Source organism: Sphingomonas sp. OV641 (genome assembly GCF_900109205.1).
Taxonomy (GTDB): domain Bacteria; phylum Pseudomonadota; class Alphaproteobacteria; order Sphingomonadales; family Sphingomonadaceae; genus Sphingomonas.
This window is the reverse complement of the sequence record NZ_FNZB01000001.1, coordinates 224,845-248,877: the sequence shown is the minus strand read 5'-3', so window position 1 is coordinate 248,877 and position 24,033 is coordinate 224,845. Positions and strand designations below refer to the sequence as shown.

The following is a 24,033-nucleotide window of genomic DNA, read 5'->3' as shown; positions in this document are numbered from 1 at the left end:
ACAGGCGCACGCGTGACCGGCCCGATGCGCTTGATCCACCTGACCTGAGTATGCGTCCCCGAGGCGAGACCTCTGCGAAATTCATCGTCATCCCGGGCGTGTCCCGGCATCGCCGGTTCCGCAAACCTTTGCCATTGAGCGTGCGGAGCAGTGATGCCGGTGACCTCGCACCTTCGCGCTTGACGCCGGGAACGGGCGTGCCAGTCGCAGCACTCACGACCCTTGCCTTCAAGCCGCGCCCCGGCGGTTGCTCAATCGGGCTGGAGCGAGCCTAAAGCGCTTCACGATCACCTGACCCGTTCGCCCTGAGCCTGTCGAAGGGCGTGCCTCCGGCGACACCGCCGGTTGGCACGTACTTCGACGAGCTCAGTACGAACGAGAATAGAGGCTCGAGCGAACCGAAAGCCGCTCTGTCCTACGAGCCTTACTCGAGGCCAGATATACCCCGCCCCGACGCAAGCGAGTGCCCGAAACTTCAACCGTTAAGCGCGAACGACCTCCATCGCGGGAGGCCTCCGCCATTCCGCCTCATGCAGCCGCATCGCAAAAGACGCAGGCCGCTTCAGCCGCTCCTACCCAGCGCCGCCTTCAACAGCCCCTGCTGCTTGCGGTAGAGATTGGTCATCGCCGCAAAGTCCGCCTGCAACTGCCCCATCTTCAGCAGCTGGTCCTCCAGCGTGACGTTGTTCCCGTCGGGCTTCGTCTCGCTAACATCCTTGTCCATGATTACATGACTGCCGGCCGGTGAACGCGCGCCAAGCGCGGCCATGCCGCCGGTGATGGAAACGGTCGGCCGCCCGATCCGCACCCCCGAACTGCAGCCTGTCTGCTGCAGCAGCGCGCCGAAATCCGGCGCCTCCACCTCGCGCGCCTTGAACCCTGGGGTTTCGCTGTTTGCGATATTCTGGGCAATGACGCGCTGGCGCTCGGCGAGGTGCTTCATCTCTCGCCCGATGCCGGCGATCAGGGCTGGTGTGTTGGACATGGTCAAAATCCAGAAAAGCCGGTGGTGGACGAACTTGAAGACAGGCGGGTCAGCGCGGCGCGATATTGCGCCAGCTGGGACTGTTCGCGCGCGGTGGAGCTTGCGGACTTGCCGGTCACCCCGTCGGCCAGCGCAGCCTTGCCATCATCCCAATAGAGCGAGCGATAGGCCGTCTGGCTCATCGAGATCGCCTGCCTGATGCGATCCAGCGCGACGGCGGCATCCGCGGCGGTGGAAAGGTTCAGCGCATCGTCAAGGTCTAGGCCATAGCTGCCGCCGGGACGTACCGAGGGTGCCTTGGCCGGAACGGCGGCAGGGGTTGCGATCCGCTGCGGCTCGATGCCCAGCTTCGACAGCGCGTCCTTGCCCGTGCTCCCGGCGATCAACTCGACGGAGGAACCCGCCTTTGCCTCGATGCGAAGGGAGTATCCGGTGTCGGTCTTGGCCGACATCACGATCGCCTTCGATCCGGTCAGCAAGCGGACCCGCTCGGCCAGCGAAGCCAGCGTGTCGTCGGCTCGGATCGTGACCTTGCGTGCGCTGCCACCGGGAAGCTTTATCGCGAATTCGTCGCCCGCCCGCAGGCTGGTCTGCGCAACCAGCTTTGTTGAATCTTCCGGCGTCAGCGTACCGCGGCGGAGCCCAAGCGCGCCAAGCGTGCTTGCGCCGCCCTCTGCCGCCGCGATCCGAACGGGTTCGGTCCGCTGCGCTGCTTGACCGAACTGGCTGGTGGACAGAAGCGCGCCGCTTGTCGCATCGATCCGGCTGACGAACCCGTCCACCGCGCCCTGCCGTGCACCGTTCAAGCCGCCCGTCGTGCGCCCGCCAACATAGATCGCGCCGTTCATGAAGGCGACGCTATCGACCTGATCGTCGCCCTCCGTCGCGACATAGCTGACGCTTGCGCCGGACAGGTCGGCGGAGAGGCGCATCACGAAGCCAACGCGGCCCTCACCGCGCGCATTCACTTGCTCGCCCGTCAAGGTTGCGCTTGTTGCGCCAACAATCGCGATGCTGCCCGCCGGATCCACGGCAAGCGCACGTGCGTCCGCCGAGCCGAGCGTCAGCATGCCAAGATCGTTCGACAAGGCGCCGGCGTCGAGCCGCCGCACCACGGCACTGGCTCCCTCGCGGGTCAGGGACAGCAGCGCGCCATTTGCGTCCATCGCCAGGCCGGTGACGGTGTCGGCCGCGCCGGAATCGATGGTGCGCCGCTCCTGCAACCTGCCGTTGCCATCCAGCCGCGCGATGAACGCGTCTCCGCCGCCACTCGAGGTGCGCCCGCCGACGAAGATGGTGCCATCCTCCGCAACGGTGACGGTATTGGCCGTGTCGCTGCCCAGAGTGCGCACCAGGCTCGCAAACTTCTCATCGCCACTGGCGTCAAACCGCGCGACCAGCATGTCGCCATCGCTCGTCGCGCCGTCGAAATTGCCGGTCACCGTGCCCGCGACCACGATGTCTCCGTTAGAAGCGATGCTCACTGCCGCGCCCGAGGCCACGCTGGCGGCACCCAGCGTGCGCTGCCAGACGGTGCGCCCTTCGCTGTCCAGCTTGGTGAGGAACAGATCCTCGCTCGCTGTCAGGTTTGATCCTAGGTCGCCTGAAGTGGTCCCGACGACATAGCTGAACCCACTTGCGTCGGTGGCGATCGCGCTGCTGCTTGTGGTGGCCAGCACCGGGCTTGCCGTTCGTCCCGCCACTGCGGTCAGCTTGGCAGCGGCCGTCGCGCCGGTATCCAGCGCTGCGATCGAGGATAATGTACGACGCTGCGAGGCGCCGGCCGGATCGTCGAAGCGCATGATCCGGGTGGTGGCCGGCGCATCCAGTGCGGTAAGTCCGCTCGCCACCATCAGCGCATCCTTGGCGCCGACTTGGTCGATCTCCACCTTTTCATAGCCCGACCGCTTGATCGAAAAGCCCCATTGCTCGCCCGTCTTGGCGGGAACGAAGCTCACCTCCCAGCGCGGCACTGGCTCGCCATCCGGATCGAGCAAAAGCGTGCCATCGGCGTTCCGTTGCGGAATGGCCGCGATGGCGGCGTTGATGGCGTTGAACATGCTGTCCAGCGTCGGCGGCTGCTGCGTGCCCGAAAGATCGACCGACACAGTGTCCACGGTACTGCCACTGCTCAGGCGGATCTCGAAAACCTCGTTCCCGGTCAGCCCCGGCAAGGCGGCGTCACGCGACGCCACGATGCCCACGGCGGGAATCTCGCTCAGGTTCAGCGATCCCGGCGCTATCGTGGAAACGCTCTCCGCCCGTCGCGCCGGGTTGGCAAAGGACAGGTTCACCTTCTCCGACGGCGCACTGACCAGATAGGTCTGGAGCGCGGCCAGCCCTTTGCCGAAACTCGATTGCAATTGGCCGCGTTCGGCGCTGGACGTGGTCTTGGCCGCGGCAGCTTCGGCCAGCAGCCTCAGGCGATCCAGCGCCTTGTACGCGGTGAACGTCGTTTCCACGTCCGGCGGAAGGGCATCGGTACCGATCGTCGGCTTGTCGATGATGCTGGCCATCCGCTTGATCGCGGACACCTGCGTCGAAACCGGCGCGCTGCTCGCGGCCTCCTTCCAGGGCGGGATGGTCGCAGCGGTGGTGAACAGCGCCTTCGCCTGGCGCACCGCGCGACTCTCCGTTGAAACGGAGGAAAAGACGTCGAAGCTGTTCGTGCCCGTCAGCATGCTGAGCCCGACGAGACCGTTCGAAAGATTTATCGTCATTCCGCCGCCGCCCTCACCGACCCTGCCGCACTTCTTCCTATAATAGGCGGGTGGCGGCCGCTTGGGCGCGATCAGGCCACGAAATCTGCCGGAGCGATTCTTCCATGACGATGATGATGCCGATCGCGGAGCCTGCGGAGCTGAAGCGCTACACCGGCCCGCAGCGGGCTGCGGCGCTGATGCTCGCGCTTGGCAAGGAGCATGGCGCCGCGATCTGGGAGCAATTGTCGGTCGATGAGATCAAGGAGCTGTCCGGCACCATCGCGCAGCTCGGTCGCGTGCCCTCGACGGTGGTGGAGCATCTGCTGATCCAGTTCTCCGGCGAAGTGTCGAGCATGGCATCGCTTCACGGTTCCTTTGAGACGACGGAGCGACTGCTGGGCGGCATGTTGCCGGAGGATCGCGTCCGGGAGATCATGGAGGATATTCGGGGCCCCTCCGGCCGAACGATGTGGGACAAGCTGTCGAACGTCAGCGAGGGGGTTCTCGCATCCTATCTCAAGAACGAATATCCGCAGACCGCCGCGGTGATCCTGAGCAAGCTGCGCTCCGATCATGCCGCGCGCGTGCTGGCCGTCCTGCCGCGCGAGTTCTCCGTCGACGTCATTCAGCGCATGTTGCGCATGGACGCGGTGCAAAAGGAGGTGCTCAGCCAGATCGAGCATACACTCCAGAGCGAGTTCATGAGCAACCTGGCGCGCTCCCAGCGCACCGATCCACATGAATCCATGGCTGACATCTTCAACGCCATGGATCGCTCGACCGAGGAGGCGATGCTGAACGCGCTTGACGAGCGTGCGCCGGACTCCGCCGAACGGATCCGCTCGCTGATGTTCACCTTCGAGGATCTCGGCAACCTGATCCCCAGCTCGGTATCGGTCATCGTCCGTCAGGCGGACAAGCGGCAGGTCGCGCTGGCACTGAAGGGTGCGCCGGAAGAAATGAAGCAGCTCTTCTTCGGCTCCATGACCGAACGCTCGGCCAAGCTGATGCGCGAGGACATGGCCGGCATGGGCCCGGTTCGCGCGCGCGATTGCGAAGAAGCGCAAAGCGCGCTGGTCCGCCTCGCCAAGTCGCTGGCGGATCGGGGCGAGATCATGCTCGTCGATCCGAAGAGCGATGACTCCATGATCATCTGAGGACGACTGCGATGCACACCTCCTCCCACATCCGGCCGTTCATTTTCGACAGCATCTTTGCGCTCCCGGAGACCGACCCGTCGAAGGCGTCCACCGATGAGCTTCACCTCGAGATCGCCGCGCTACGGGCTGATCTCGCGCTGATGCAGCAGGATCAGGCGGCGCTGGTCGCCGCCGCCCGCGCGGAGGCGTTCGAGGCGGGGCTGCAGCAGGCCCGCGACGAGCGGGAGGCCGCCATGCTGGCAGCCGTTGACGCGCTTCAGGCATCGCTTGAGATGCTGGACGAACGCATGGATGAGATCGCCAGCCAGGTCGCGCGCGATGGCGCGGAGGTTTCCCTTGCCGCTGCCGATCTTCTTGCCGGCCGGGCAATCGCGCGTGATCCTGCCCTGTCGATCGACGAAGCCATCGGGCGCGTGTTGAAACAGGTGGCGCGCGGTCAGGAACTGCTCGTGCGGGTGTCACCCGCCGTTATCGAAGAAGTCGAGCGCCTCATCGCGGCACGGCAGGCGAGCGATCGGCGACGCCTGAATTTGCAGGTCGTGTCCGACCCGAGCCTCGCCCCCGGCGACGCATTCATCGAATGGGATCAGGGTGCACTCGCGCTTGACGCCGATGCGCGCCGTCAGGCGATCCTTGCAGAGCTTGAGGCGCTGATGCCGGCGGCGTGAACACCCGGCAAGTTTTTCCCAGCGGCAGAATCTGCCGCCCCCTCCCCCTCCTATAATGAACTCGTGGGGTGAAGCCCCGGCTTGTAGACGAGGGGCGATCCTTGAACCAGTTGCGGACAATCGTGGCCCAGATCGGGGCGCGAAGACTGATGATCATGGGCGGGGTCGCCGTTGCCCTGCTCGCGCTGCTCGCGGCCATGGCACTGCGCGGCGGCTCGGACGCGATGGGGTTTCTTTACACCGATCTCGATCCCGCCGCCGCCCAGACCATTTCGGAAAAGCTCGCCAGTCAGAACATCCCGTTCCAGCTTTCGGCCGACGGCAGCTCGATCCTTGCGCCGCAGGAGAAGCTTGCCGAACTGCGCATGAGCATGGCCGGCGAGAAGCTGGGCGGGAAGATCGGTTATGAGGTTCTCGACGAGGAGGAGCCCTTCGGCATCTCCGCGTCGCGTGCGAAGCTGAACGAGACCCGCGCGATCGAGGGCGAGCTCTCCCGTTCAATCGAAAGCCTGCAGAATGTGAGCCGCGCCCGCGTCCACATCGTCATGCCGGAACGCGCCATGTTCTCCACCGAAAGCCGCAAGGCGACTGCCGCGGTGACGGTGAAGACGCGCGCTCGCCTGACCGGGGAGGCGGTTCAGTCGATCCGCTATCTCGTGTCCTCGTCCGTCCCGGAACTGACCCCTGAGTCCGTATCGATCGTGGATCATACGGGGGCGCTCCTGGCGCGTGCGGGTGAAGCGGGCGAAGCCGGCGCAGGCTCGGCAGACGAGCGCCAGCAGGCGGTCGAAAGCAAGCTGCGCGAGGAGATCGAGGCGCTGCTTGAGCCCATCGTCGGCGCCGGCAAGGTGCGCGCCGAAGTTTCGGCGCAGATCGACCGCGATCAAACGCGCGAGGAGTCCAACGTCTTCGATCCCGACAAGCAGGTCATCGCCCGCCAGGTCACGGTGGAATCGAACGATCAGAACAGCGAAAATCAGGCTGCCGCCCAGATGGCGAGCGTTGGCGCCCAATTGCCGGAGAACCAGGGTCAACCCGCCGGCCAGGGCGACACGCGCAATGCCGCGCGCACCGAAACCTCGGAAGATACCACCTACGCGAACAGCCAAACCCGCAGCGTCGTCGTTCGTGCACCGGGCAGGATCAACCGTTTGTCCGTGGCGGTCATGATCGATGGCGGCATCAATGGCCTGCCCCAGCCCAAGATCCAGCGCCTTACCCGCCTCGTTGAGAATGCCGTCGGCATTGATGCGGAGCGCGGCGACAGCGTGGTGGTTGAAAGCATGCAGTTCGCTGCCGACGACAGCCTGGCGGACAAGGAAGAAAGTGTCTTCTCCCTCGTCACCACGGATCAGATCCTTGGTTTGCTGAAGTTCCTGGTGATTGCCGGCGTCGGGCTGATCGCGCTTCGCATGCTGAAACCGCGCCGAGCCGACGCGGATGCCGCGCCCGGCCAGGTCGAAACGCTTCTTCATCCGGAAGGGCCGGAACTTGCCCGGCTGACCGCTCAGGCTGCCCAAGGTGATCCGGCCGCGATCCAGCAACTCGATGCTTTGCAGGATGCCGCCCCGGCTGTGCCGATGCTCGATGAGGAAATCGCGCTCGCCCAGGTCGACGGCCGCATCAAGGGCTCCGCCCTCAAGAAGATTGGCGACGCGATCCAGGCAAGCCCGCCTGAAGCCGCCGCCGTGATCCGCCAATGGATGAACGCATGATGGAAATGTCGATGAACAACGAAGATCACGCGCAGCTTCTGACGGCGGAAAGCACCGCCAGCCCGCTGTTCGAGGATTTCGGTGCCGGTGCCGACGACAGCGACAATCCCGACGAGATCGGGCTCGAGGCCGTTCACGAGGTGCCCGTCAAGGTTCAGGCCGTCCTTGGGCGTTCGCGCCTGCCGATCGGCGATCTGCTGCGCCTGAAGGCCGGCGCGATCATCGAGCTCGACCGCCGCGTCGGTGAGCCGGTCGACGTCTTCGTGAACGATCGCCTGATCGCGCGCGGCGAGGTGGTGATGATCGACAACTCGCTGGGCGTGACGCTCACCGAAATCACCCGGCCGGAGCGCTGAGGCGGATGACACAACCGAATGCAACTCGTCTGCTTCTCGTCGGCCAACCCGGCAGCGAGTTCCGGCTCGCCGCGGAGATGGCGCGGGACGCAGGGGCGCATGTCGACATGGCGGATGCCCCCGCCCAAGCGCTGGCGCTGCTTCGATCCGATGGGGCGATGATGGTGATGATCGATGTCGGCCTCGATGCTGCCGGCTTCCTCGCCCAGCTGCGCGCCGAGCGTTTCACCCTGCCGGTGATCGCATGCGGCATCAACGCGTCCGCGGATCAGGCGGTCAGCGCCATCCGCGCCGGTGCCCGCGATTATGTACCCCTGCCGCCGGAGCGCTCGCTGATCGCTGCCGCCATCGCCTCCATCGCGCCGACCGCCTCTTCGGTGATCCTCGGTGAAGATCCGGCGCTGGCACGGGCGGTGTCGTTCGGGCTCAGCATGGCCACCGCGCGCGTTCCCGTGTTGCTTTGCGGCGAGCGCAGCACGGGCAAGGAACTGCTGGCACGCCACATCCACGACGCGTCCGGCTGTTCGGGACGGTTCGAGATCGTGGAATGCGCCGGCGCCTCCCCGGAGGTGATCGCATCCGAGCTGTTCGGGCATGAGGCAGGTGCGTTTCCTGGTGCCGTCGCGCGGCGCATCGGGCGATTGGAGAAGGCGCATAAGGGGACCCTGCTGTTGCGCAACGTCGATCTTCTCCCCCCGACGATCCAGGCCGATCTCGCCCATGCCCTGCGCAGCGGTGTGATCCGGCGAATGAACGGCACCGCTTCAATCGCGCTCGATGCGCGTCTGATGGTCAGCGCAACAACCTCCCTTGCCGATCGTGTCGCGGCCGGCACCTTCCGCGCCGATCTGGTGTCGCACCTGGAACTGGTGCAGCTCTGCCTCCCGCCCCTGCGCGAGCGTGGGCAAGATATCCTGTGCCTCGCGCTGCGGCAGATCGAAGACGCCGCCCGTGCGGAGCAGCGGCCCGCCCCCGCCTTATCGGAAGAAGCGGCCGCAGCGCTGCTTGACTATGACTGGCCGGGAAACGTCCGGGAACTTCAGGACGTGATGCACCGCGCGGTTCTGCTGGCCCGCGGAAATGCGATCGAGCCGAGCGACCTGGTTCTCACGGACGGGCGTCAGCTCGCGCCCGCCGCGCCTCGCATGGAACTCGGTCTGCCGAAGGTCGAGAGCCTCGTTGGCCGCACGGTGGAGGAGGTCGAACGCGAGCTGATTCTCCAGACGCTGGAACATTGCCACGGCAACCGGACCTCGGCTTCCAGCATCCTGGGCATTTCGGTCCGCACCATGCGCAACAAGCTCAAGAGCTTCATCGAGGCGGGTATCGCCGTCTCGCCTGCCGCCTGACCTCAGATCGGGACGATCCTCATGCCGCCACAACTCACCTCCTTGTTCCAGCGCATGGGCGCGAACCGCGACATGGCACTGGCGGTCGGCGTGATCGCCATCATCGCCATGTTGATCCTGCCGATGCCGGGCTGGCTGCTCGACTTTGGCATCGCGCTCTCGATCACCGCATCGGTCATGATCCTGATGACGGCGCTGTTCATCGAAAAGCCGCTTCAGCTTTCCGCATTCCCAACGATCCTGCTGGTCGTGACGATGCTGCGGCTCGGCCTCAACATCGCCTCGACCCGCCTGATCCTGGGGCACGGGCATGAAGGGCCAGCCGCCGCCGGCGGCGTGATCCACGCGTTCGGCGAGTTCCTGATCGGCGGCGAAACGGTGATCGGCATCACCATCTTCGCCATCCTGATCGTCATCAACTTCGTCGTTATCACCAAGGGTGCCGGCCGCATCGCTGAGGTCGCCGCCCGCTTCAGCCTGGACTCCATGCCGGGCAAGCAGATGGCGATCGACGCGGACCTATCGGCCGGGATGATTGATGAGACCACGGCGCGCGAACGCCGCTCGGAGGTCGAGGCCGAAAGCGGCTTCTACGGAGCGATGGACGGCGCGTCGAAGTTCGTGAAGGGCGATGCCGTCGCCGCGCTGATGATCACCGCCATCAACGTGCTGGTCGGCCTCATCATGGGTGTCGCGGTGCACGGCGTTCCCTTTGGCGAGGCGTTCCACACCTATACGTTGCTGACGGTGGGCGATGGCCTGGTCAGCCAGGTGCCCGCGCTGATCGTGTCGATCGCGGCCGGCATGCTGGTGTCTAAGGGCGGCGTGACCGGCAAGACCGGCGCGGCGCTGGGCGAGCAGCTTGGCCGTTACCCGAAGGCGTTCGGGATGGTCGCGTTTCTGATGGGTGCGCTGGCGCTGATTCCTGGCCTCCCCTTCATTCCGTTTGCGGCCTTTGCCGGGCTGAGCGGCTGGGTCGCGTGGAAGATGAGCAAGGAGTCCGACCTGCGCGCTGCGCAGGCCGTTCGTGACCAGGTAGCGGCCGAAGCCGCCGCAATCCCGGCCGAAGAGCCCATCTCACGTACCCTGGCGATCGACGCCTGCCGCATCGAGATCGGCTATGCGCTGCTCCCGATCATCAACGACGCGCAGCGCGAGCCGCGCCTTGACGATCAGGTGCGCGCACTGCGGCGGCAGATGGCGACCGAATATGGTTTCGTCCTTCCCTCCGTGCGGATCATCGACAACATGGCCCTGAAGGCCAGCGAATATGTCGTCTACATCAAGGAGACCGAGGCGGCGCGTGGCGAGATCCGGCTGGACAAGCTGCTGGTGATCAATCCCGGCGGCGCCAACGTCGGCATCCCCGGCGAAGTGACACGCGAGCCGGTCTTCAATCTCCCCGCGCTGTGGATCGAGCCCGAACTGCGCGAGGAAGCCGGCTTTCGCGGCCTCACGGTGGTGGATTGCGGCACCATCATCACCACCCATCTGACCGAGCTGGTGAAGGACAATATCGCCGACCTGCTGAGCTATACCGAAACACAAAAGCTCTTGAACGAAGTGCACAAGGAATCGGAGAAGCTGGTCGGAGACATTGTGCCGTCCAAGATCTCCGTTTCGGGCGTGCAGCGGATCCTGCAGAACTTGTTGAGCGAAAGCGTCTCCATTCGCGACATTCCCACGATCCTTGAGGGGATCGCGGAATCCGCGCCGCTGACGTCCAATCTCACGCAGATAACGGAGCACGTTCGCAGCAGGCTGTCGCGGCAGATTTCGGCGCAACAGGCGCGCGACGGCTCCATTCCCATCGTCACCCTATCAGGCGAGTGGGACGCTGCCTTCGCCGAAAGCATCATCGGCCAAGGCGATGATCGGCAGCTCGCCATGGCGCCCTCGCACCTGCAGGCCTTTATCGCAGCGCTGCGCAGCACGCTCGATGCCCTGGCGCAGCAGGGCGACATTCCCTGCCTGCTGACCAACCCGTCTATCCGACCCTTCGTGCGCTCGATTATTGAACGTGTTCGCCCGGCAACGGTGGTTCTGTCGCAGAACGAGATCCACTCCCGAGCGCGGATCCGCTCTTTGGGCACGATCGGCTGAGCCGAACGCCCGCAGCGGCTGCAACACTCTATAATGAAGGAATGAGGCCCTTTGCGGGTCGGGCGAGGCGCTAAATGACGATTGTCGCAAGCTTTTTCTCCGCGCCGGCCACCGGCATGCTCGCCGTCTCGCAACCAGCGCAGCTGACGGGCACCACAGCGGGCTTTTCGCAGGATGTCGACGCCGTTCTGAGGGCTTCCAACACCTTGGTTTCGGCCGGCACCCCCGTGCCCGCCGCCGCGCCTGCGGCGTCGGTCGCGCCTGTTCCTGCTGTCATCCCCGTCGCGCAAATCACAGCACCGGCCGTTGCCACGCCCGCGCCAGGAGAGTCGCAGGTGCAGCCGCCACCCGTCATGATCGAGGAAGCAGTCACTCCGCTCTCCGGCACCGCCGCTTTGTCCGATGGCCGCGCTAGTCCGGGCTTTCCTCAGTTCCAAACGCGCCCGCAAGCGCCATTGGCAACGAACCCCACACCTGCGCAGACGCCGCCGCTTGCCGCGACCCAGCCAAGCTCCGTCGACCCGGCGTCCCCTCCGCCGGCAGCGCCGACTACGCCGACACTGGCAGCGGCTCGGGAGGACAAACCCGTCGTGCCCGACGACGCCCAGCGTCCTCCCGCCACAGAAGCACCCTGCCTCATTAACACCATACCCGCGCCCAGCGGCCGAGTGCCTTGCCGGGTCGAGCCCGACGCGGATCTTCGCTTCGCGGAGGCGCCAGCCGTTTCCGAGGATGTGACCGTCACCACCGGGCAACCGCTCAGGGAGCGCGACGCACCCAGCATCGATCGACCCGGCGTGAAAGCCAGAACGACAGAGTCGGTGCTGCCTCGCGCCCACCCCATGCGGTCGATGGCAGCCGTGGAGCAGCAAGTCAGGTTGGCGCCCGCAGCATCGTCAGCGAGCGAAGGGCCACTTGGCGACCTTCCCGCCGCCGCCATCGCCTCCGAGCCTGCGTCTCGCGAACAGACGCGTGAGGAGCCCGAACGTAAGGAAGCGCTGCTGACATCTCCGCTGAACCTGCCCGAACAGGCCACGACCGCTCCCCTCCCCATTGGCGCTCGCGCGCTGCACCTTGATGTCGCGCCACCCGCGCCCGATGCGATCGCCGACCCGATGACGCGGGCGGTCGGAGAAACCGTACCGTCACGGGGTGATGGAGCGGCTGATACCCCTGACCTGCGCTCTGCGCCGATCACCGCGGGCACGCCTGCCACTACGTTCGACGCCCGGCAAGCGGTCGCTGGCGACACCGCCACACCCGTGACGGAGGGCAGCTTCACACAATCCGTGCAGGCGCCCGCTGCTGCGCCGGAGGCCAGCAAGACGCTCCCAGCAATCACCGCCGCTCCGCGCTTATCGGCAGAGCCGGCGGTTGACGCCCGCACCGATCAGATTGGTCGCGACATTGGCGTCGCCATAGCAAGGCGGATCGCGAACGGCGGCGAAGAGCTTACCATTCGCCTCAATCCCGGCGAGTTCGGCAAGATCGAAGTGCGCATGGCATTCGACGAGGGCGGGACGCTGCGTGCGGTGGTCGCCGCCGATCGCGCAGACGCGCTCGACCTGCTCCGCCGTGACACGGCCGACCTTAACCGAGCGATGACCGACGCCGGTGTCCGCACCGATCAGCAGAGTTTTCGCTTCGACACCCGCGCCGGGAATGGCGAAGCCCAAGGCTTCTGGCAGCGTCAGCAGCAGCAGCAGCAGCAGCAGCGCCAGCAGGCCGGCGACTTCACCGACGGAACCAAGGCCGCGGTTGTCGTTCAGGACGCCGCTTATCACCCGCTCCGGACCGCCGGACGCGTCAACTTGATGGCTTGAGGATACAGCCCATGACCAACATCGCCTCCACCACTGCTACCTTGCCGGCCGCCGCCCAGAGCGCGGCGCTGACCAAATCGTCTGCCGATTTCAACATGTTCCTGAAACTGCTTACGACGCAGATGCAGAACCAGGATCCGCTCGATCCCATGGAAACGTCCGAATATACCCAGCAGCTGGTGCAATATTCGCAGGTCGAACAGACGATCCAGCAGACGGAGACGCTGAAGAGCATCCTGTCGAGCCTCAGCACCCAGGACATGGCGCAAGCGTCAAGCCTGATCGGCCGTGACGTCGTGTTCGCCTCGGCGCAATCCGGACTGACCGCCGCAACGCCGGCTGCCTGGAGCTACCAGGCCGAGCGGCCGATTACCTCCTTGGTCGCGACGATCAGCGATGCATCCGGCAAGGTCGTGGACACGCGCACGATCACCGTCGAGGAGAAGAGCGGCCGCTTCAGCTGGGATGGCAATGCGACAACGGGGGCGAAGCTGCCGGAAGGCCAGTATGCGCTCGCCCTCCTGGGCAGGGACAATGCCGGTAACGACGTGAAGGTGAACGTCAACAGCATCGGCAAGGTGCGGGAAGTGACGACCGCGTCCGGGGTCATCAACCTGGGCGTCAACGGCATTGAGCTGCCCGCTTCCTCGCTGGTGAAGGTCGCACAGCCGGACGAGTGATAGTCTCGGCTCGAACCAGCAGAGAAAGGGCGCGGTGATCGGGGAGATCGCCGCGCCTTCGTTTTACAGCGGCATTGCGCCTCGGATCACATCCTTGTCGCCGCCACTTGCGTCACCAGCACGCGCTGAACGCCGGCTTCGCGCTGCAGCGCTTTCTGGAGATCGCCGGCAAGCTGTTCGGCGTTCACCGGCATCATCGGGGAGGCATAAAGGCGCCCGAACTCCAGTGCTGCCGCCAGCGTCGACGCACGCACCACCGGAAGCTTCGCGGCCAGCGCCTCCGCAGACGCCGCATCGCTGGCCTCCAGCACCAGTGTCAGACGCAAAATGCCGTCCGCGCGTGCGCCATCGACGATCGGCACCCGGATCTCCTCCAGCGGAACGAGATGCAATTCCGCTCCACCCCCGCCCGCCCCACTGCCGCTGCTCGAGGCAAGCGCGTTGGTCGCCGGAACGGCAGAGGCAAGCGAGGCCACAGCAACAATCGTCAGGATACGCACCACGCGGTTTCTCCAGAAGTAGCGGCGCCGATCAGCGGAACGAAGCGCCATCCCTCTATAATAGAGGAAACTTGCGCACCGGAGGCGATGTTGAGCCACGATCAGAAGCCAGAACGCATTCGCGTCGTCAGCAGCGGGGCGCCTGCTCCCGCGCGACGTCATGATGATGCACCGGCCGTCACCGAAGGCGTCGTAGGCTCCCGCAGTCTTGATTCCGGGGCTGCCGTTCACGCGGTCGCTCCGTCGGCCAAGAGCAGATCGTCGGTGATGCTCAGCCTCCTTTTCATCCTTGGCTGCGCGGCGGGAGGCATTGGCCTCACCGTGTCGGGGCTGATCTGATGAAGCCGGGCGCATTGCTGGCCGCCGCCGCGATGATCGTGGGCGCGGCACCGGCACCACAACTCGCCATCCCGACGCCATCGCCGGTATCCGGATCTCCAGCGCCGCTGCCCTCGGCCCGCCTGCCAGGCTTTGCCGCCGCCCTTGCCGAGCAGCCGGTCCCTGCCGGGCCAGATGCCTGGACGGCCATCCCGGACGAACAGGCCTGGGCAACCCTCGCGGTGGCGGATCGCGATCATCGACAGTCCGCGCGATGGACTTATGCGCGAAGCCTGCTGGCCGCGGACCGCGGGCCCGAGGCGCTGGGCGTGCTGGAGGTCATGCACCAGGACGATCCTGACCTCTCGCTGGTCCCCGCCAATCAACTGGCGCACGGAATTGCTCTCTCGCTGTCAGGTCACGGAATTGATGCGCTCGACGCCCTGACCGGGCAGGCGCTGACGCAAAATCCCGAGGCTTGCCTGTGGCGGATGCACGCATTCGCCCAACACGATCTCCCGCACGAAGCGATGCGCCAGTTCAACTGCAGCCTTCCGGCGCTGAACGCGCGATCCGGTGCGTCTCGCGCGCCCTTCGTGCTGTCGGCCGCGCGGGCTGCAATCATGATCGGCAAGCCTGCTCTCGCGCTCAATTGGTTGCAGCAGGTTCCCGATCGGCTCGCCGCCGCCAATCTGCTGCGGGGCAAGGCCCTTCTGGCTCTGAACGAGGCGCAGGCGGCACGGCTCCGCCTTGCGCGGGTGGAGAGAAGCGGCACGGCCGAAGAGCGAATGGACGCGAAATTGAGCGCGATCGAGGCCGCTGTCGCCAACAGGACCCTGCCAGCCGCAACGGCGCTTCGGAAGCTCGACGGTGTTCGCTTTTCCTGGCGTGGTGGCGAGATCGAGGAACGCGCGCTTCGCCTGACCGCACAGATCAGCGATCAGGGGCGTGACCTCCGGCGCTCGCTGGAAGCTGGAGCCACCCTAGTGCGCTATTTCGAGCTCTCGGGATCCAATGCCGCTCTGCTTCCGGCGCTGCGCGCCCGCTTGGCGGCCGCGCTGGCGCCGGGAACCGGGCTGCCGATCGAGCAAGCCGCAGGACTATACTGGGACTTCCGCGATCTCGCCCCCGCTGGCGCAGAAGGCGACTTGCTGGTCGCCCAGCTCGCCAACGGGCTGCAGGCTGCCGGCCTTTACGCGCGCGCGGCGGAATTGCTTGGATATCAATTGAGCCAGCGCACTCGCGATGTGGCGCAGGGTCCCTTGTCCGTCCGCGTCGCCAGCCTGCACATCCTGGCCGGCCGCCCGGATCGCGCCTTGCTCGCACTGCGCTCCACCGATGCCGTGGCCTATCCGCAGGACATGCGATGGGCGCGAAAGCGGGTGGAGGCAGCGGCATTGCACCTCACCGGCAAAAGCGCCGAAGCGATGGCCGTGCTGCAGGATGTACCGGACGGCGATCGCATCCGTACCGAGATCCTGTGGAGACAGCAGGATTGGGCCGCCTTTCTCGATTCCGTCGGCCCGCTGCTGCCATCTTCCAAACGGCTGACGGACGTTGACCAGGCGCTGGTCCTACGTCACGCCATCGCGCTCGCCATGCTTAGTCGGGAAGACGCGCTGGCACGTTTGCGCACGCGCTACCTCGCCGCCTTTGGCTCGCTTCCGACCCGTGCTGCGTTCGATATGCTCACGCGGGCGGCCGGCACGATCGATGCTGAGAGCATCGGCAAGGCTATGGCCGCATTGCCCAGCGCCAGCCCGGCCGGCGATATCGCCGACCTGCTCGACTCGCGCCCCGTCGGCTTGGGCGAGACGCACACCTGAACGCCAGACCTCGTGACAACAAAAAAGGGGCACGAACCGATGGTCGCGCCCCTTTTCCGTTCGGTAACACTCCACTTCTGCCGTCAGCGCAGGAAGCTCGCCAGGCTGAGACTGGAAAGCTGGCCAAACACGGAATAGCTCGCCTGAAGCGTCGCTTTCTCCTGTGCCAGATTGATCGCCACCTGGCCCAGATCGGCATCCTCGTTCCGGCTGATGATGTCCTTCAGCAGCAAGGTACGCTGTTCTGCCCGCACCCCCAGCGTCTCGACCTGCGCCTGCTTGCGCCCGACTTCGCCGTTGATCTCGCGCACGCTCGACAATGCCGAACGCAGTTCGTCGCCCGCCTGATCGAGTGCTGCGCGCTGCTGATCGGTTGGCATGTCGCCAATCTCTCCCGCGGCCGCAAGCGTGCGAAACGCCTGAAGCAATCCGCTGCCGAGGTCCCTGGCCGTCACGCCATATTCCAGGTCGAGATTGTCGGCGACCCGGGCGGAGGCGCGCACGTCGTCGTTGCCGAACGCGTCTTCCGGCGATGTCGACAGCGCTTCCTTGACGTTCTTCGGGCGGAACGGCTCCTCGGTCTGCGATCCCGCAAACAGGGGCAGACCGCCCTGCGAGGCGTTCAGCGCGGTGCGGATCTGCGTGAAGGCATCGTCGATCGCCTGCTTAAGTCCCGTGCTCTGGTTGGTGCCAACGGCCTCCATGATGCTCTGGGACAATGCCTGGCCAGCTTCTTCGATGCTGCTGATGTTGGCGTCATAGAATGACAGCGTGGTGGAAAGCCGCGTGGTGACTACGCCATGCGCCTCCTGCGCGGCAACCAAGGTCCGAGTGGACAGGTTACGCACTGCCTCGGGCCCAAGCGCCGCCAGATCGGTGGCCTTCTTGCCGGAGGCGAGCTGTAATTGGGTAACGGCCAGCTTCTGCTGCGAACGCTGGATCGCGTCCGACATGGTGCGCTGGAGCGGAATGGTGGCGACGCGGTTCATAAAGGATATCCTCAGCGGATCATGCCGAGCAGCGTGTCGTACATCTCACTGGCAGTGGTGATCACGCGCGCGGCGGCGGAATAGCTGTTCTGGAACACGACCATTTGGGCCAGCTCCTCGTCGATATTGACGCCCGCATAGCTATCCCGGCGGTTGACGGCATCGTCGCGGCGCGTCGAAGCGGCGGTCAGCGCGCTCGCCGCCTGCGCTGCCTGCGTTCCCGCCCGGCCAAGCAGCAGGCTGGAGAAGCGATCAAGCGTCACCACGCCGTCCTTGCCGAGGTCCTGCGCCTTTCCCAGCTGCTCGGCAAAGGCGCTCGCGCCGCGAATGTCCGCCGCACCAAGCGCCCTCTGACCGACGCTTGCCTCCGCCTGAAGACGGGCAAGCGGGAGCTTGCCGGCATTGGTGAGGATCTCGGGTCGGACTTCGCCACTTGCCAGCCCGCTTGCCGCCCCGCTGAGCGACGAAAGCGCCGAGAAGGAGTGCCCCGTGCCAAGCCGGTTGGTGGAATCGGACGGGATGGATAGCGTCGCGCCTGGCACGGCAGGATCTGCCTCGAACCGAAATCGGCCACGCTCGTCCAGCGCAAAGGTGCCGAACTGGCCAAGCGGGCTCGCGTTCAGCTCCGTCAGCACATCGCCGAAGGTCGAGCCGCCCGATCCGGTCAGCGTGTGCCGGGTCAACACCCGGCCAGTGGAGTCGCGCAGCACGATCTCCGCCGTCTCGCCGGGGCCGAAGCCATGCGGATCTTCAGCGACGAAGCCGGAAGGGCCAAGTGTGTTGCCTTCGCTCCGGACAAGGTCGTTGAGGCCGAAATATTGCGAGAAGCCCAGGCCGCCGCGCGACGACGGCGCATTGGCATCCTGCGCCACGACGATGCCGGCGCTGGTGGCGTTCGCCCGGATCGACAGAATACCGTCCACGAAGCTTGCTGTGCCATTCCCGCCCAGTCCGGCATTGATGGCGGCAACCGCATCGTCCACGCTCGCACCGGCCCCAAGCGCACCGAAATCGATCCGCGCTTTGGCGAGCAGTGTGCCATCGGCGCTGGCGACGGCAATGGTTGCAGCGCCTGTGAAACCCACCCGGTCACTGCCAACAAGGGCAGTGGAACGCCCGTCGAGCCGCGCGGGCGGCGGCACGGTGGTGCCGGCGTTCGACACCGCGTTCAGTGTCTCTGCCATGCCGGCAAACAGCGCCCCGAGCTTTTCGGAAAACTCGGGCAGCGCCCGATCGCGCATGTCGAGAAGGCCGCCAAGCTTCCCGCCAACCGCGGGAGAATCAATCTTTTCGCCGGTAGAGGCGCCTGGCTGGGCGGAGGCATCGGCGAAGCGCACATCGATCACCGGATAGACCGGCTGCGAAACGCCATCGCCGGCAATCGGATAGGAAAGCTGCCGAAGCCTCTTGTCCAGCAGCACGGTGCCCGATGCGGTTTCCAGCGTCATCCGGCCGTCGGGCTGCTGCCGCACGGTCAAATTCATCAGGCCGCTGAGCTCCTCCAGCGCGGTCATCCGCTGGTCCTCGACGCCCGCAGCGCTGCGCCCCGTGCCGGACAGGCGCGCGACGCTCTCGTTCAGGTCGTGAACCTGTTTGAGAAGCCCGTTGATCCGGTCGATGGAATAGCTGACCTCCGCCTCTACGTCACCGCGCAGGCTGCCGACGTCCTTGTCGAGCTGCTGCAGGGTGGTGATCGCGTCCTCCACGTTGGAGGTGAACACCGCTGCGCTTTCCACCGACCCGGGCGCCGCCGTCATCGCGATCGCCGATGACGCAATCGCGTCGAGCCGCGCGGGGAGGCCCGACGCCTCGCCAGGTGCGCCCAGCAGGGATTGCAGCCGATCAAGATAGCTTGCGCTCACGTCTGCCCGGCCCATGTCGCCGGCGCGGCGATACACGGTGCTTTCCAGGAAACGGTCGGCGACCCGGCTCGGTTCGCCCGCGATCACGCCATTGACACTGCCCGCCGTCACGCCGGTGGAGATTTCCACGCGTTGGCGGGCATAGCCAGGCGTGCTCACATTGGCGACGTTGTTGGATACGGTCCGCAATGCGGCCTGGGACACGCCCAGCCCCGATAAAGCCGATCCAAGTATTTCGCTCAGTGACACGCCCGACTACCTCCGCCCAACCAGGATGATCAACGCTTCAGATTGCTGACTTCCTGCAGCATGTCGTCCACCGTGGTGATGATCTTGGAAGACGCGCTATAGGCACGCTGGAACCGGATCATGTTGGTGAACTCGGCTGCGAGGTCGACGTTGGATGCTTCCAGCGCCCCCGCCGAGATGCTGCCCGACCCGAAGGTGCCCGGCGGGTTGATCGCGAAATTGCCCGACGCGTCGGATACGGCATAGCCGTTGCCCGGCAGACGGGTCAGCCCGTCCGGGTTCGGGAAGGTGGCAAGCGGCAACTGAAACACCGCGCGCGCCGTGCCATCTTCGAAGATCGCGCTGACCTTGCCGGACGACGAAATGTCGATCGACGAGATGTTGCCGAGCAGCCCGCCGTCCACGGCGGACGTGATCAGCGCGGACTCGCTGCCGAACTGGGTCAGCCCGTCCAGGCCGCCGTCGGCGCCGAGCTCCAGCGAGATCGGCACCGATCCGGCGCTATTGGTCCAGCCCGGCGTGATCTGGTCGAAGAGCGCTGGCGTCGATCCGGCGCGATCCAGGCTGCCGTCGGCGTTGAAGCGGATGGTGCCGCTGGCCAGAAGGCCGCCAGCAGCCGTCACATCGGCCGCCGGATCCGAGTAGACTTCCGCCTGCCATTCGTTCGGACCGCTCTTGATGAAGCCCAGCGTCACCCGGTGCGGTCCCCCCTGTGCATCGAAAATGTCGACCGAACGGGAGAAGTGCGGGGTGACTGCGCCCGATGCAATGTCCCCAGCCGCATAGCCACCGGCATGAACCTCCTGCGTGGAAGCCAGGTTGGCGCGCATCTGGATCTTGGTCGTCGGCGCGGCGGTGCCGGTCAGCTCGCTCAGGCGAACTGGCTCCAGCGCGTTCAGATTGCCGGTATTGGTGTAATTGCCCGTAGCATCCAGGCGCCAGCCCTGCAGGTAATAGCCGCTCGTGTTGCGCAGAAAGCCGGCGTCATCCGGCTTGAACGATCCCGCGCGCGTGAAGGCGGTCTCGCTGTTCGCGCCGGGGCCGCTGCGGGTCACGAAAAAGCCGCCGCCTTCGATCGCCAGGTCGGTGTTGCTGCTTGATGCCTGCAACAGCCCCTGCTTCGAGATCAGCGACTGGGGCGCCGCGGCAACGCCGCCCGCCGAGTAATTGCTGCGCGCGTTGCCGTCCGTCACCAGCGTGCGGAACTGGGTTTCGACGCCCTTGTAGCCGATCGTGTTGATGTTGGTGATGTTGTCGGCAACGCCGGCCATCGCACTGGCTTCGGCGCTCAGACCGGAAACGCCCGAATAAAGAGCGGAATAAAGGCTCAACTTCAATCTCCCGCAGGAATGGCATCGGTTTCCCGGATGCCTGCTCCTGCCATCATAGGATGATGTTGCGCGGTCCGGCCTCGGCTCCGGAGAAATACTGCAGCCGGCAGTTTTTGCCGGGGTCGGTGCCCGCCCTCAGGCTTGCCTTTCTATAATTCTGGCACAGCCGGAAAAGGATTGCTCAATGTCGCTGAAGATCACGCTGCGGGATGGCGAGAAGCTTGTCATCAATGGTGCAGTCGTGCGCTCCGTTGGTCGCACGGAGGTCCACGTGGAAAATCACGTGGCGATCTTGCGTGGTCGTGAGGTGATGAACCCGTATGAGGCGACCACCCCGGCGCGCAAGCTCTATTTCGCTTGCATGATGGCCTATATCCAGCCGGAACAGATCGACCTGTACCGGGATCAGATCCTTGCTCTGCTGAGTGATCTGCTCGATGCGCTCGAAGCGCCGGAGGCCAAGGCCGCCTGCGCCAGCTTCGCGCGCAAGGTGGCGTTATCCGATTTCTATCGTGCGCTGGAGGAGTGCCGCGGCCTGCTCAGCTACGAAGCCACCGCACTTTCCCGCGATCCGCTGGCCGCCTGAGGGTCCGACGTGCAGACGCTCGCCTCCGCCGCCCGTGCGATCCGCGATTTGCCGCTTGAGCGACGATATGGTCGCGTCGTTGCGGCACGCGGCGCGCTGATCGAGGTGGAAGGGCTGCGCGGGGCGGCGCAGATCGGATCCCGCGTGGCGATTTCCACGCCCGCCGGGCTGATCGATACCGAAGTGACCGGCCTAGATCACGCGCTTGCCCAATGCTTGCCGTTCAGCGATCCCCAGGGCGTCGCTTCCGGAGCCCGCGCTGAGCTTGCCGCAGGCCAGTTCGCCATTCGCCCGAGCGCTGGATGGCTCGGCCGCATGGTTGATGGTCTAGGCCAACCCATAGACGGCAAGGGGCCGCTGGCGCCCGGCGCCGACCCGCGCCCGATCAAGGCCGCCCCTCCCCCTGCGGCAAGCCGCGCTCGGGTCGGCGAGCGGATCGAAACAGGGGTGCGCGCCCTTGACGTGTTCGTGCCGCTCTGCCGCGGACAACGGCTCGGCCTGTTCGCCGGCTCCGGCGTCGGCAAGTCGGTTCTCCTGTCGATGCTGGCGCGCTGGACGGCCTGCGACGTGGCCGTGATCGGCCTGATCGGCGAACGCGGACGCGAGGTTCAGGAATTCGTCGAGGACGATCTCGGCGCGGAGGGGCTCGCGCGCAGCGTGGTCGTGGTCGCCACCTCGGACGAGCCGGCGCTGATGCGTCGCCAGGCCGCCTGGACGACGCTGGCGATCGCCGAACATTTCCGGGATCAGGGCCTCAATGTCTTGTGCCTGATGGACTCCGTAACGCGCTTTGCCATGGCGCAGCGTGAGATCGGCCTCGCCAGCGGCGAGCCGCCGGCAGCAAAGGGCTATACGCCGACCGTCTTCGCCGAACTGCCGCGCTTGCTGGAGCGGGCCGGTCCTGGCCTGCCGGGGCAAGGCTCCATCACTGGACTGTTCACCGTGCTGGTGGACGGTGATGACCATAACGAGCCCGTTGCCGATGCGGTGCGCGGCATCCTGGATGGCCATGTGGTGATCACGCGGCGCATTGCGGAACGCGGCCGCTATCCCGCAATCGATCTGCTGAAGTCCGTCTCGCGTACGCTGCCGCATTGCCAGACAGAGGCGGAGAACGCTGTTCGCCTCGGCGCCCGGCGTATCCTGTCTACTTATGCCGACGTGGAGGAACTGTTCCGCCTAGGCGCGTACAAGGCCGGATCCAATCCGGAAGTGGATGATGCGATCCGCCTCGCGCCCGAGATCGAGGCGCTGCTGAAACAGGGCAAGCAGGATCGGGGCGAATGCGCGGCGTCCTTCGCGGCGCTCGCCGAGATGATGAAGCCAGGCGAATGAAGACCCCCTATGACCCCGCCCTTCGCGTCTTGCAGCGCGAAATGGATGACATGCGCGCTTCGATCGGCGTCGCGGCCGATCAGCTTGCCCAACTCGAGCGGCACCGCGCGGCGATCACGGCGTCGATTGGAAGCGAGCAGATGCTGGCATCCAGCGACTGGTCGATGCCCGCGACCGCCTATTTCAGCCGCGCCCGGGCGGAGCGAAAGCGCCTCGCGCATGATGCCGCCGCGGCCAGCACCCGGCTGGCCGCGCTGCGGGACAAGGCCGTCGAAAGCTATGGCTCGCTGCGCGCCGTCGAAACGGCGGCGGATGACTATCGCGAGAATGCGACCCGCGCCCTCGCCAACGCCGATCAGGCACGCATCGACGATTTCGCGTCGGCTCGGATCGCACGGCAGCTTCGCCACGCGCGCCGTCCGCACCTTTCTTCATCCGCTGGAGACGCGGCATGATCTCTCAACTTGATCTGCGGCAGATGTCCGCCCCGCAGAAGGCTGAGCTGATCTACGGCGAAGCGCGGTCCGCCATCTCCGACCGTCTGTGGCGCGCCGCGCTGGGCGACACCGATCGGCCGGCGCTGGCCGGCGAAACCAAGGCGCCGACCAGCCTGGGGCTCGAATCCCTGCTCGCGATGTTCGAGGGAAAGCCCGCCTCCGCGCCCAGCGCGACCGGCTTCACCTTCCGAAACAAGGTCCTGGAGTCCCCTCGCACCGATCTTCCGGCAACGGAAAAGGGCCCGGAGATCTGCTCCGCCGGCCTCGGCGCAAACGCCCGGCACCTCCCGGCGCTGCAACGCGCGGCGGCTCGCACCGGATTGCCCGCGACTGCCCTGGCGGCGATCGTCAATGCCGAAGCGGGCAAGGGCCGGGACGGCGCCTGGCAATGCTATTCCCGCAATCCGCGCTCCAGCGCCGCCGGTCTGGGTCAGTTCCTGAGCGGCACGTGGGAGCATATGGCGGAAAGCAAGGGAACGTGGCTGAACGACGTCGCGCGCGCGCGAGGCTGGCTGAACGACCGCGGCCAGGTGATGGCCGGCTGCCGCTCCCAGCTCCTGTCGCTCCGCTACGACGCCGAAGCGTCCATCAACTCCATCGCAGACTATGCGCGCAAAAACCTGGACAGTCTGCGCCGTGCTGGTGTGGCGACCGGCGGCAACGCCAAGGACATCGCCAAGGCCGCCTATATGGGTCATCACCTCGGCCTCGGCGATGCTATCAAGTTCATGAAGGACGGGCTCAACCCAGGTCGCGCGGCGACGCTCCTCAACGCTCAGATCGGACGTGGCAAGGCAGGGCAGCAGATCGCCGCCGCCGGCTGCGCCACCGCCGCACATCGCCAGTGGCTGCTGGCCTATGTGGATCGCAACGTGCGGCCTGATCGCTTCGCCGCGTGATTCCCCACCCCGGCGCAATTGGCGTGGGCATCGAACGGGCTACGTAGAAATACAATACTGACTTTCGAAGCAGTCCCTGAACTCCGCGCCTTAAATTGTG

The 24,033-nt window shown here is 65.9% G+C and carries 19 protein-coding genes; 13 read left to right on the top strand and 6 right to left on the bottom strand.

Annotated features, from left to right (window positions below; translation table 11 throughout):
* Positions 1 to 562: 562 nt before the first annotated feature.
* Together BMX36_RS01065 and BMX36_RS01060 are read right to left on the bottom strand one after the other, a co-directional pair.
* A complete protein-coding gene (locus tag BMX36_RS01065) occupies positions 563 to 985 on the bottom strand; it encodes a flagellar basal body protein (protein WP_093063362.1) in 423 nt (140 codons plus the stop codon).
* A 2-nt stretch (positions 986 to 987) separates the two neighbouring features.
* Positions 988 to 3,705: a hypothetical protein gene (locus BMX36_RS01060; RefSeq protein ID WP_093063361.1), complete on the bottom strand. Its 2,718-nt coding sequence runs from the start codon at positions 3,703 to 3,705 to the stop codon at positions 988 to 990.
* 104 nt (positions 3,706 to 3,809) lie between these two features.
* Here BMX36_RS01060 and BMX36_RS01055 point away from each other — a divergent pair, with 104 nt between their 5' ends.
* From BMX36_RS01055 to BMX36_RS01020, 8 genes are all read left to right on the top strand, one after another.
* Positions 3,810 to 4,844 carry a flagellar motor switch protein FliG gene (locus tag BMX36_RS01055; protein WP_093063360.1) on the top strand — a complete coding sequence of 345 codons (1,035 nt, stop codon included), beginning with the start codon at positions 3,810 to 3,812 and terminating at the stop codon, positions 4,842 to 4,844.
* Between the two features lie 11 nt (positions 4,845 to 4,855).
* On the top strand, positions 4,856 to 5,515 hold the full coding sequence (locus tag BMX36_RS01050; RefSeq protein WP_093063359.1) for a FliH/SctL family protein: 660 nt from the start codon (positions 4,856 to 4,858) through the stop codon (positions 5,513 to 5,515).
* 149 nt (positions 5,516 to 5,664) lie between these two features.
* On the top strand, positions 5,665 to 7,230 hold the full coding sequence (fliF, locus tag BMX36_RS01045; protein WP_093063358.1) for a flagellar basal-body MS-ring/collar protein FliF: 1,566 nt from the start codon (positions 5,665 to 5,667) through the stop codon (positions 7,228 to 7,230).
* Positions 7,231 to 7,241: 11 nt separating this feature from the next.
* Positions 7,242 to 7,586, top strand: a complete 345-nt coding sequence (fliN, locus tag BMX36_RS01040) for a flagellar motor switch protein FliN (protein ID WP_256210612.1) — start codon at positions 7,242 to 7,244, stop codon at positions 7,584 to 7,586.
* Positions 7,587 to 7,591: 5 nt separating this feature from the next.
* Entirely contained in the window at positions 7,592 to 8,935 is a 1,344-nt protein-coding gene (locus tag BMX36_RS01035) for a sigma-54-dependent transcriptional regulator (protein WP_093063357.1), read from the top strand.
* Between the two features lie 21 nt (positions 8,936 to 8,956).
* Complete coding sequence (gene flhA / locus BMX36_RS01030) at positions 8,957 to 11,038, top strand: flagellar biosynthesis protein FlhA (RefSeq protein ID WP_093063356.1); 2,082 nt, start codon at positions 8,957 to 8,959, stop codon at positions 11,036 to 11,038.
* A gap of 74 nt (positions 11,039 to 11,112) precedes the next feature.
* The gene (locus BMX36_RS01025) at positions 11,113 to 12,861 is read left to right on the top strand and encodes a flagellar hook-length control protein FliK (protein WP_093063355.1); all 1,749 of its coding nucleotides are present in this window, start codon (positions 11,113 to 11,115) and stop codon (positions 12,859 to 12,861) included.
* Between the two features lie 11 nt (positions 12,862 to 12,872).
* On the top strand, positions 12,873 to 13,541 hold the full coding sequence (locus BMX36_RS01020; protein WP_093063354.1) for a flagellar hook assembly protein FlgD: 669 nt from the start codon (positions 12,873 to 12,875) through the stop codon (positions 13,539 to 13,541).
* Positions 13,542 to 13,627: 86 nt separating this feature from the next.
* Here BMX36_RS01020 and BMX36_RS21985 read toward each other — a convergent pair whose 3' ends face one another.
* A complete protein-coding gene (locus BMX36_RS21985; RefSeq protein ID WP_256210611.1) occupies positions 13,628 to 14,395 on the bottom strand; it encodes a hypothetical protein in 768 nt (255 codons plus the stop codon).
* Between BMX36_RS21985 and BMX36_RS01005 the strand changes: the two genes are divergently transcribed.
* Positions 14,380 to 16,185, top strand: a complete 1,806-nt coding sequence (locus tag BMX36_RS01005; RefSeq protein ID WP_093063352.1) for a hypothetical protein — start codon at positions 14,380 to 14,382, stop codon at positions 16,183 to 16,185. The two genes, BMX36_RS21985 and BMX36_RS01005, sit on opposite strands and share 16 nt — an antisense overlap.
* A gap of 83 nt (positions 16,186 to 16,268) precedes the next feature.
* On the opposite strand, the gene BMX36_RS01000 is transcribed toward BMX36_RS01005, so the two are convergent.
* Genes BMX36_RS01000 through BMX36_RS00990 form a run of 3 tightly spaced genes read right to left on the bottom strand, consistent with a single transcriptional unit; the run spans position 16,269 to position 20,616 of the window.
* The gene (locus tag BMX36_RS01000) at positions 16,269 to 17,174 is read right to left on the bottom strand and encodes a flagellin (protein WP_093063351.1); all 906 of its coding nucleotides are present in this window, start codon (positions 17,172 to 17,174) and stop codon (positions 16,269 to 16,271) included.
* An 11-nt stretch (positions 17,175 to 17,185) separates the two neighbouring features.
* Complete coding sequence (gene flgK / locus BMX36_RS00995) at positions 17,186 to 19,285, bottom strand: flagellar hook-associated protein FlgK (RefSeq protein ID WP_093063350.1); 2,100 nt, start codon at positions 19,283 to 19,285, stop codon at positions 17,186 to 17,188.
* Positions 19,286 to 19,314: 29 nt separating this feature from the next.
* Positions 19,315 to 20,616: a flagellar hook protein FlgE gene (locus tag BMX36_RS00990; protein ID WP_093063349.1), complete on the bottom strand. Its 1,302-nt coding sequence runs from the start codon at positions 20,614 to 20,616 to the stop codon at positions 19,315 to 19,317.
* 184 nt (positions 20,617 to 20,800) lie between these two features.
* Between BMX36_RS00990 and BMX36_RS00985 the strand changes: the two genes are divergently transcribed.
* Genes BMX36_RS00985 through BMX36_RS00970 form a run of 4 tightly spaced genes read left to right on the top strand, consistent with a single transcriptional unit; the run spans position 20,801 to position 23,933 of the window.
* The gene (locus tag BMX36_RS00985) at positions 20,801 to 21,202 is read left to right on the top strand and encodes a flagellar biosynthesis repressor FlbT (protein WP_093063348.1); all 402 of its coding nucleotides are present in this window, start codon (positions 20,801 to 20,803) and stop codon (positions 21,200 to 21,202) included.
* Between the two features lie 9 nt (positions 21,203 to 21,211).
* Complete coding sequence (gene fliI, locus BMX36_RS00980; protein WP_093063347.1) at positions 21,212 to 22,537, top strand: flagellar protein export ATPase FliI; 1,326 nt, start codon at positions 21,212 to 21,214, stop codon at positions 22,535 to 22,537.
* A complete protein-coding gene (locus tag BMX36_RS00975; RefSeq protein ID WP_177178977.1) occupies positions 22,534 to 22,992 on the top strand; it encodes a flagellar export protein FliJ in 459 nt (152 codons plus the stop codon). The genes fliI and BMX36_RS00975 overlap by 4 nt, the downstream gene beginning before the upstream one ends.
* Positions 22,989 to 23,933: a hypothetical protein gene (locus BMX36_RS00970; protein ID WP_093063346.1), complete on the top strand. Its 945-nt coding sequence runs from the start codon at positions 22,989 to 22,991 to the stop codon at positions 23,931 to 23,933. Before BMX36_RS00975 ends, BMX36_RS00970 begins: the two co-directional genes overlap by 4 nt.
* The last annotated feature ends 100 nt before the right edge of the window (positions 23,934 to 24,033 follow it).

Excerpts from the sequence above, each read along its gene's own strand:
- BMX36_RS21985 (WP_256210611.1), bottom strand. The coding sequence starts at position 14,395 with ATGCGCCCGGCTTCATCAGATCAGCCCCGACACGGTGAGGCCAATGCC.
- BMX36_RS01035 (WP_093063357.1), top strand. The coding sequence starts at position 7,592 with ATGACACAACCGAATGCAACTCGTCTGCTTCTCGTCGGCCAACCCGGC.
- BMX36_RS01005 (WP_093063352.1), top strand. The coding sequence starts at position 14,380 with ATGAAGCCGGGCGCATTGCTGGCCGCCGCCGCGATGATCGTGGGCGCG.
- BMX36_RS01065 (WP_093063362.1), bottom strand. The coding sequence starts at position 985 with ATGTCCAACACACCAGCCCTGATCGCCGGCATCGGGCGAGAGATGAAG.
- BMX36_RS00975 (WP_177178977.1), top strand. The coding sequence starts at position 22,534 with ATGAAGACCCCCTATGACCCCGCCCTTCGCGTCTTGCAGCGCGAAATG.
- BMX36_RS00985 (WP_093063348.1), top strand. The coding sequence starts at position 20,801 with ATGTCGCTGAAGATCACGCTGCGGGATGGCGAGAAGCTTGTCATCAAT.
- BMX36_RS01060 (WP_093063361.1), bottom strand. The coding sequence starts at position 3,705 with ATGACGATAAATCTTTCGAACGGTCTCGTCGGGCTCAGCATGCTGACG.
- BMX36_RS01025 (WP_093063355.1), top strand. The coding sequence starts at position 11,113 with ATGACGATTGTCGCAAGCTTTTTCTCCGCGCCGGCCACCGGCATGCTC.
- BMX36_RS01020 (WP_093063354.1), top strand. The coding sequence starts at position 12,873 with ATGACCAACATCGCCTCCACCACTGCTACCTTGCCGGCCGCCGCCCAG.
- BMX36_RS00970 (WP_093063346.1), top strand. The coding sequence starts at position 22,989 with ATGATCTCTCAACTTGATCTGCGGCAGATGTCCGCCCCGCAGAAGGCT.
- fliF (WP_093063358.1), top strand. The coding sequence starts at position 5,665 with ATGATCATGGGCGGGGTCGCCGTTGCCCTGCTCGCGCTGCTCGCGGCC.
- fliN (WP_256210612.1), top strand. The coding sequence starts at position 7,242 with ATGAACAACGAAGATCACGCGCAGCTTCTGACGGCGGAAAGCACCGCC.
- BMX36_RS01050 (WP_093063359.1), top strand. The coding sequence starts at position 4,856 with ATGCACACCTCCTCCCACATCCGGCCGTTCATTTTCGACAGCATCTTT.
- BMX36_RS01055 (WP_093063360.1), top strand. The coding sequence starts at position 3,810 with ATGACGATGATGATGCCGATCGCGGAGCCTGCGGAGCTGAAGCGCTAC.
- BMX36_RS01000 (WP_093063351.1), bottom strand. The coding sequence starts at position 17,174 with ATGAACCGCGTCGCCACCATTCCGCTCCAGCGCACCATGTCGGACGCG.
- flhA (WP_093063356.1), top strand. The coding sequence starts at position 8,957 with ATGCCGCCACAACTCACCTCCTTGTTCCAGCGCATGGGCGCGAACCGC.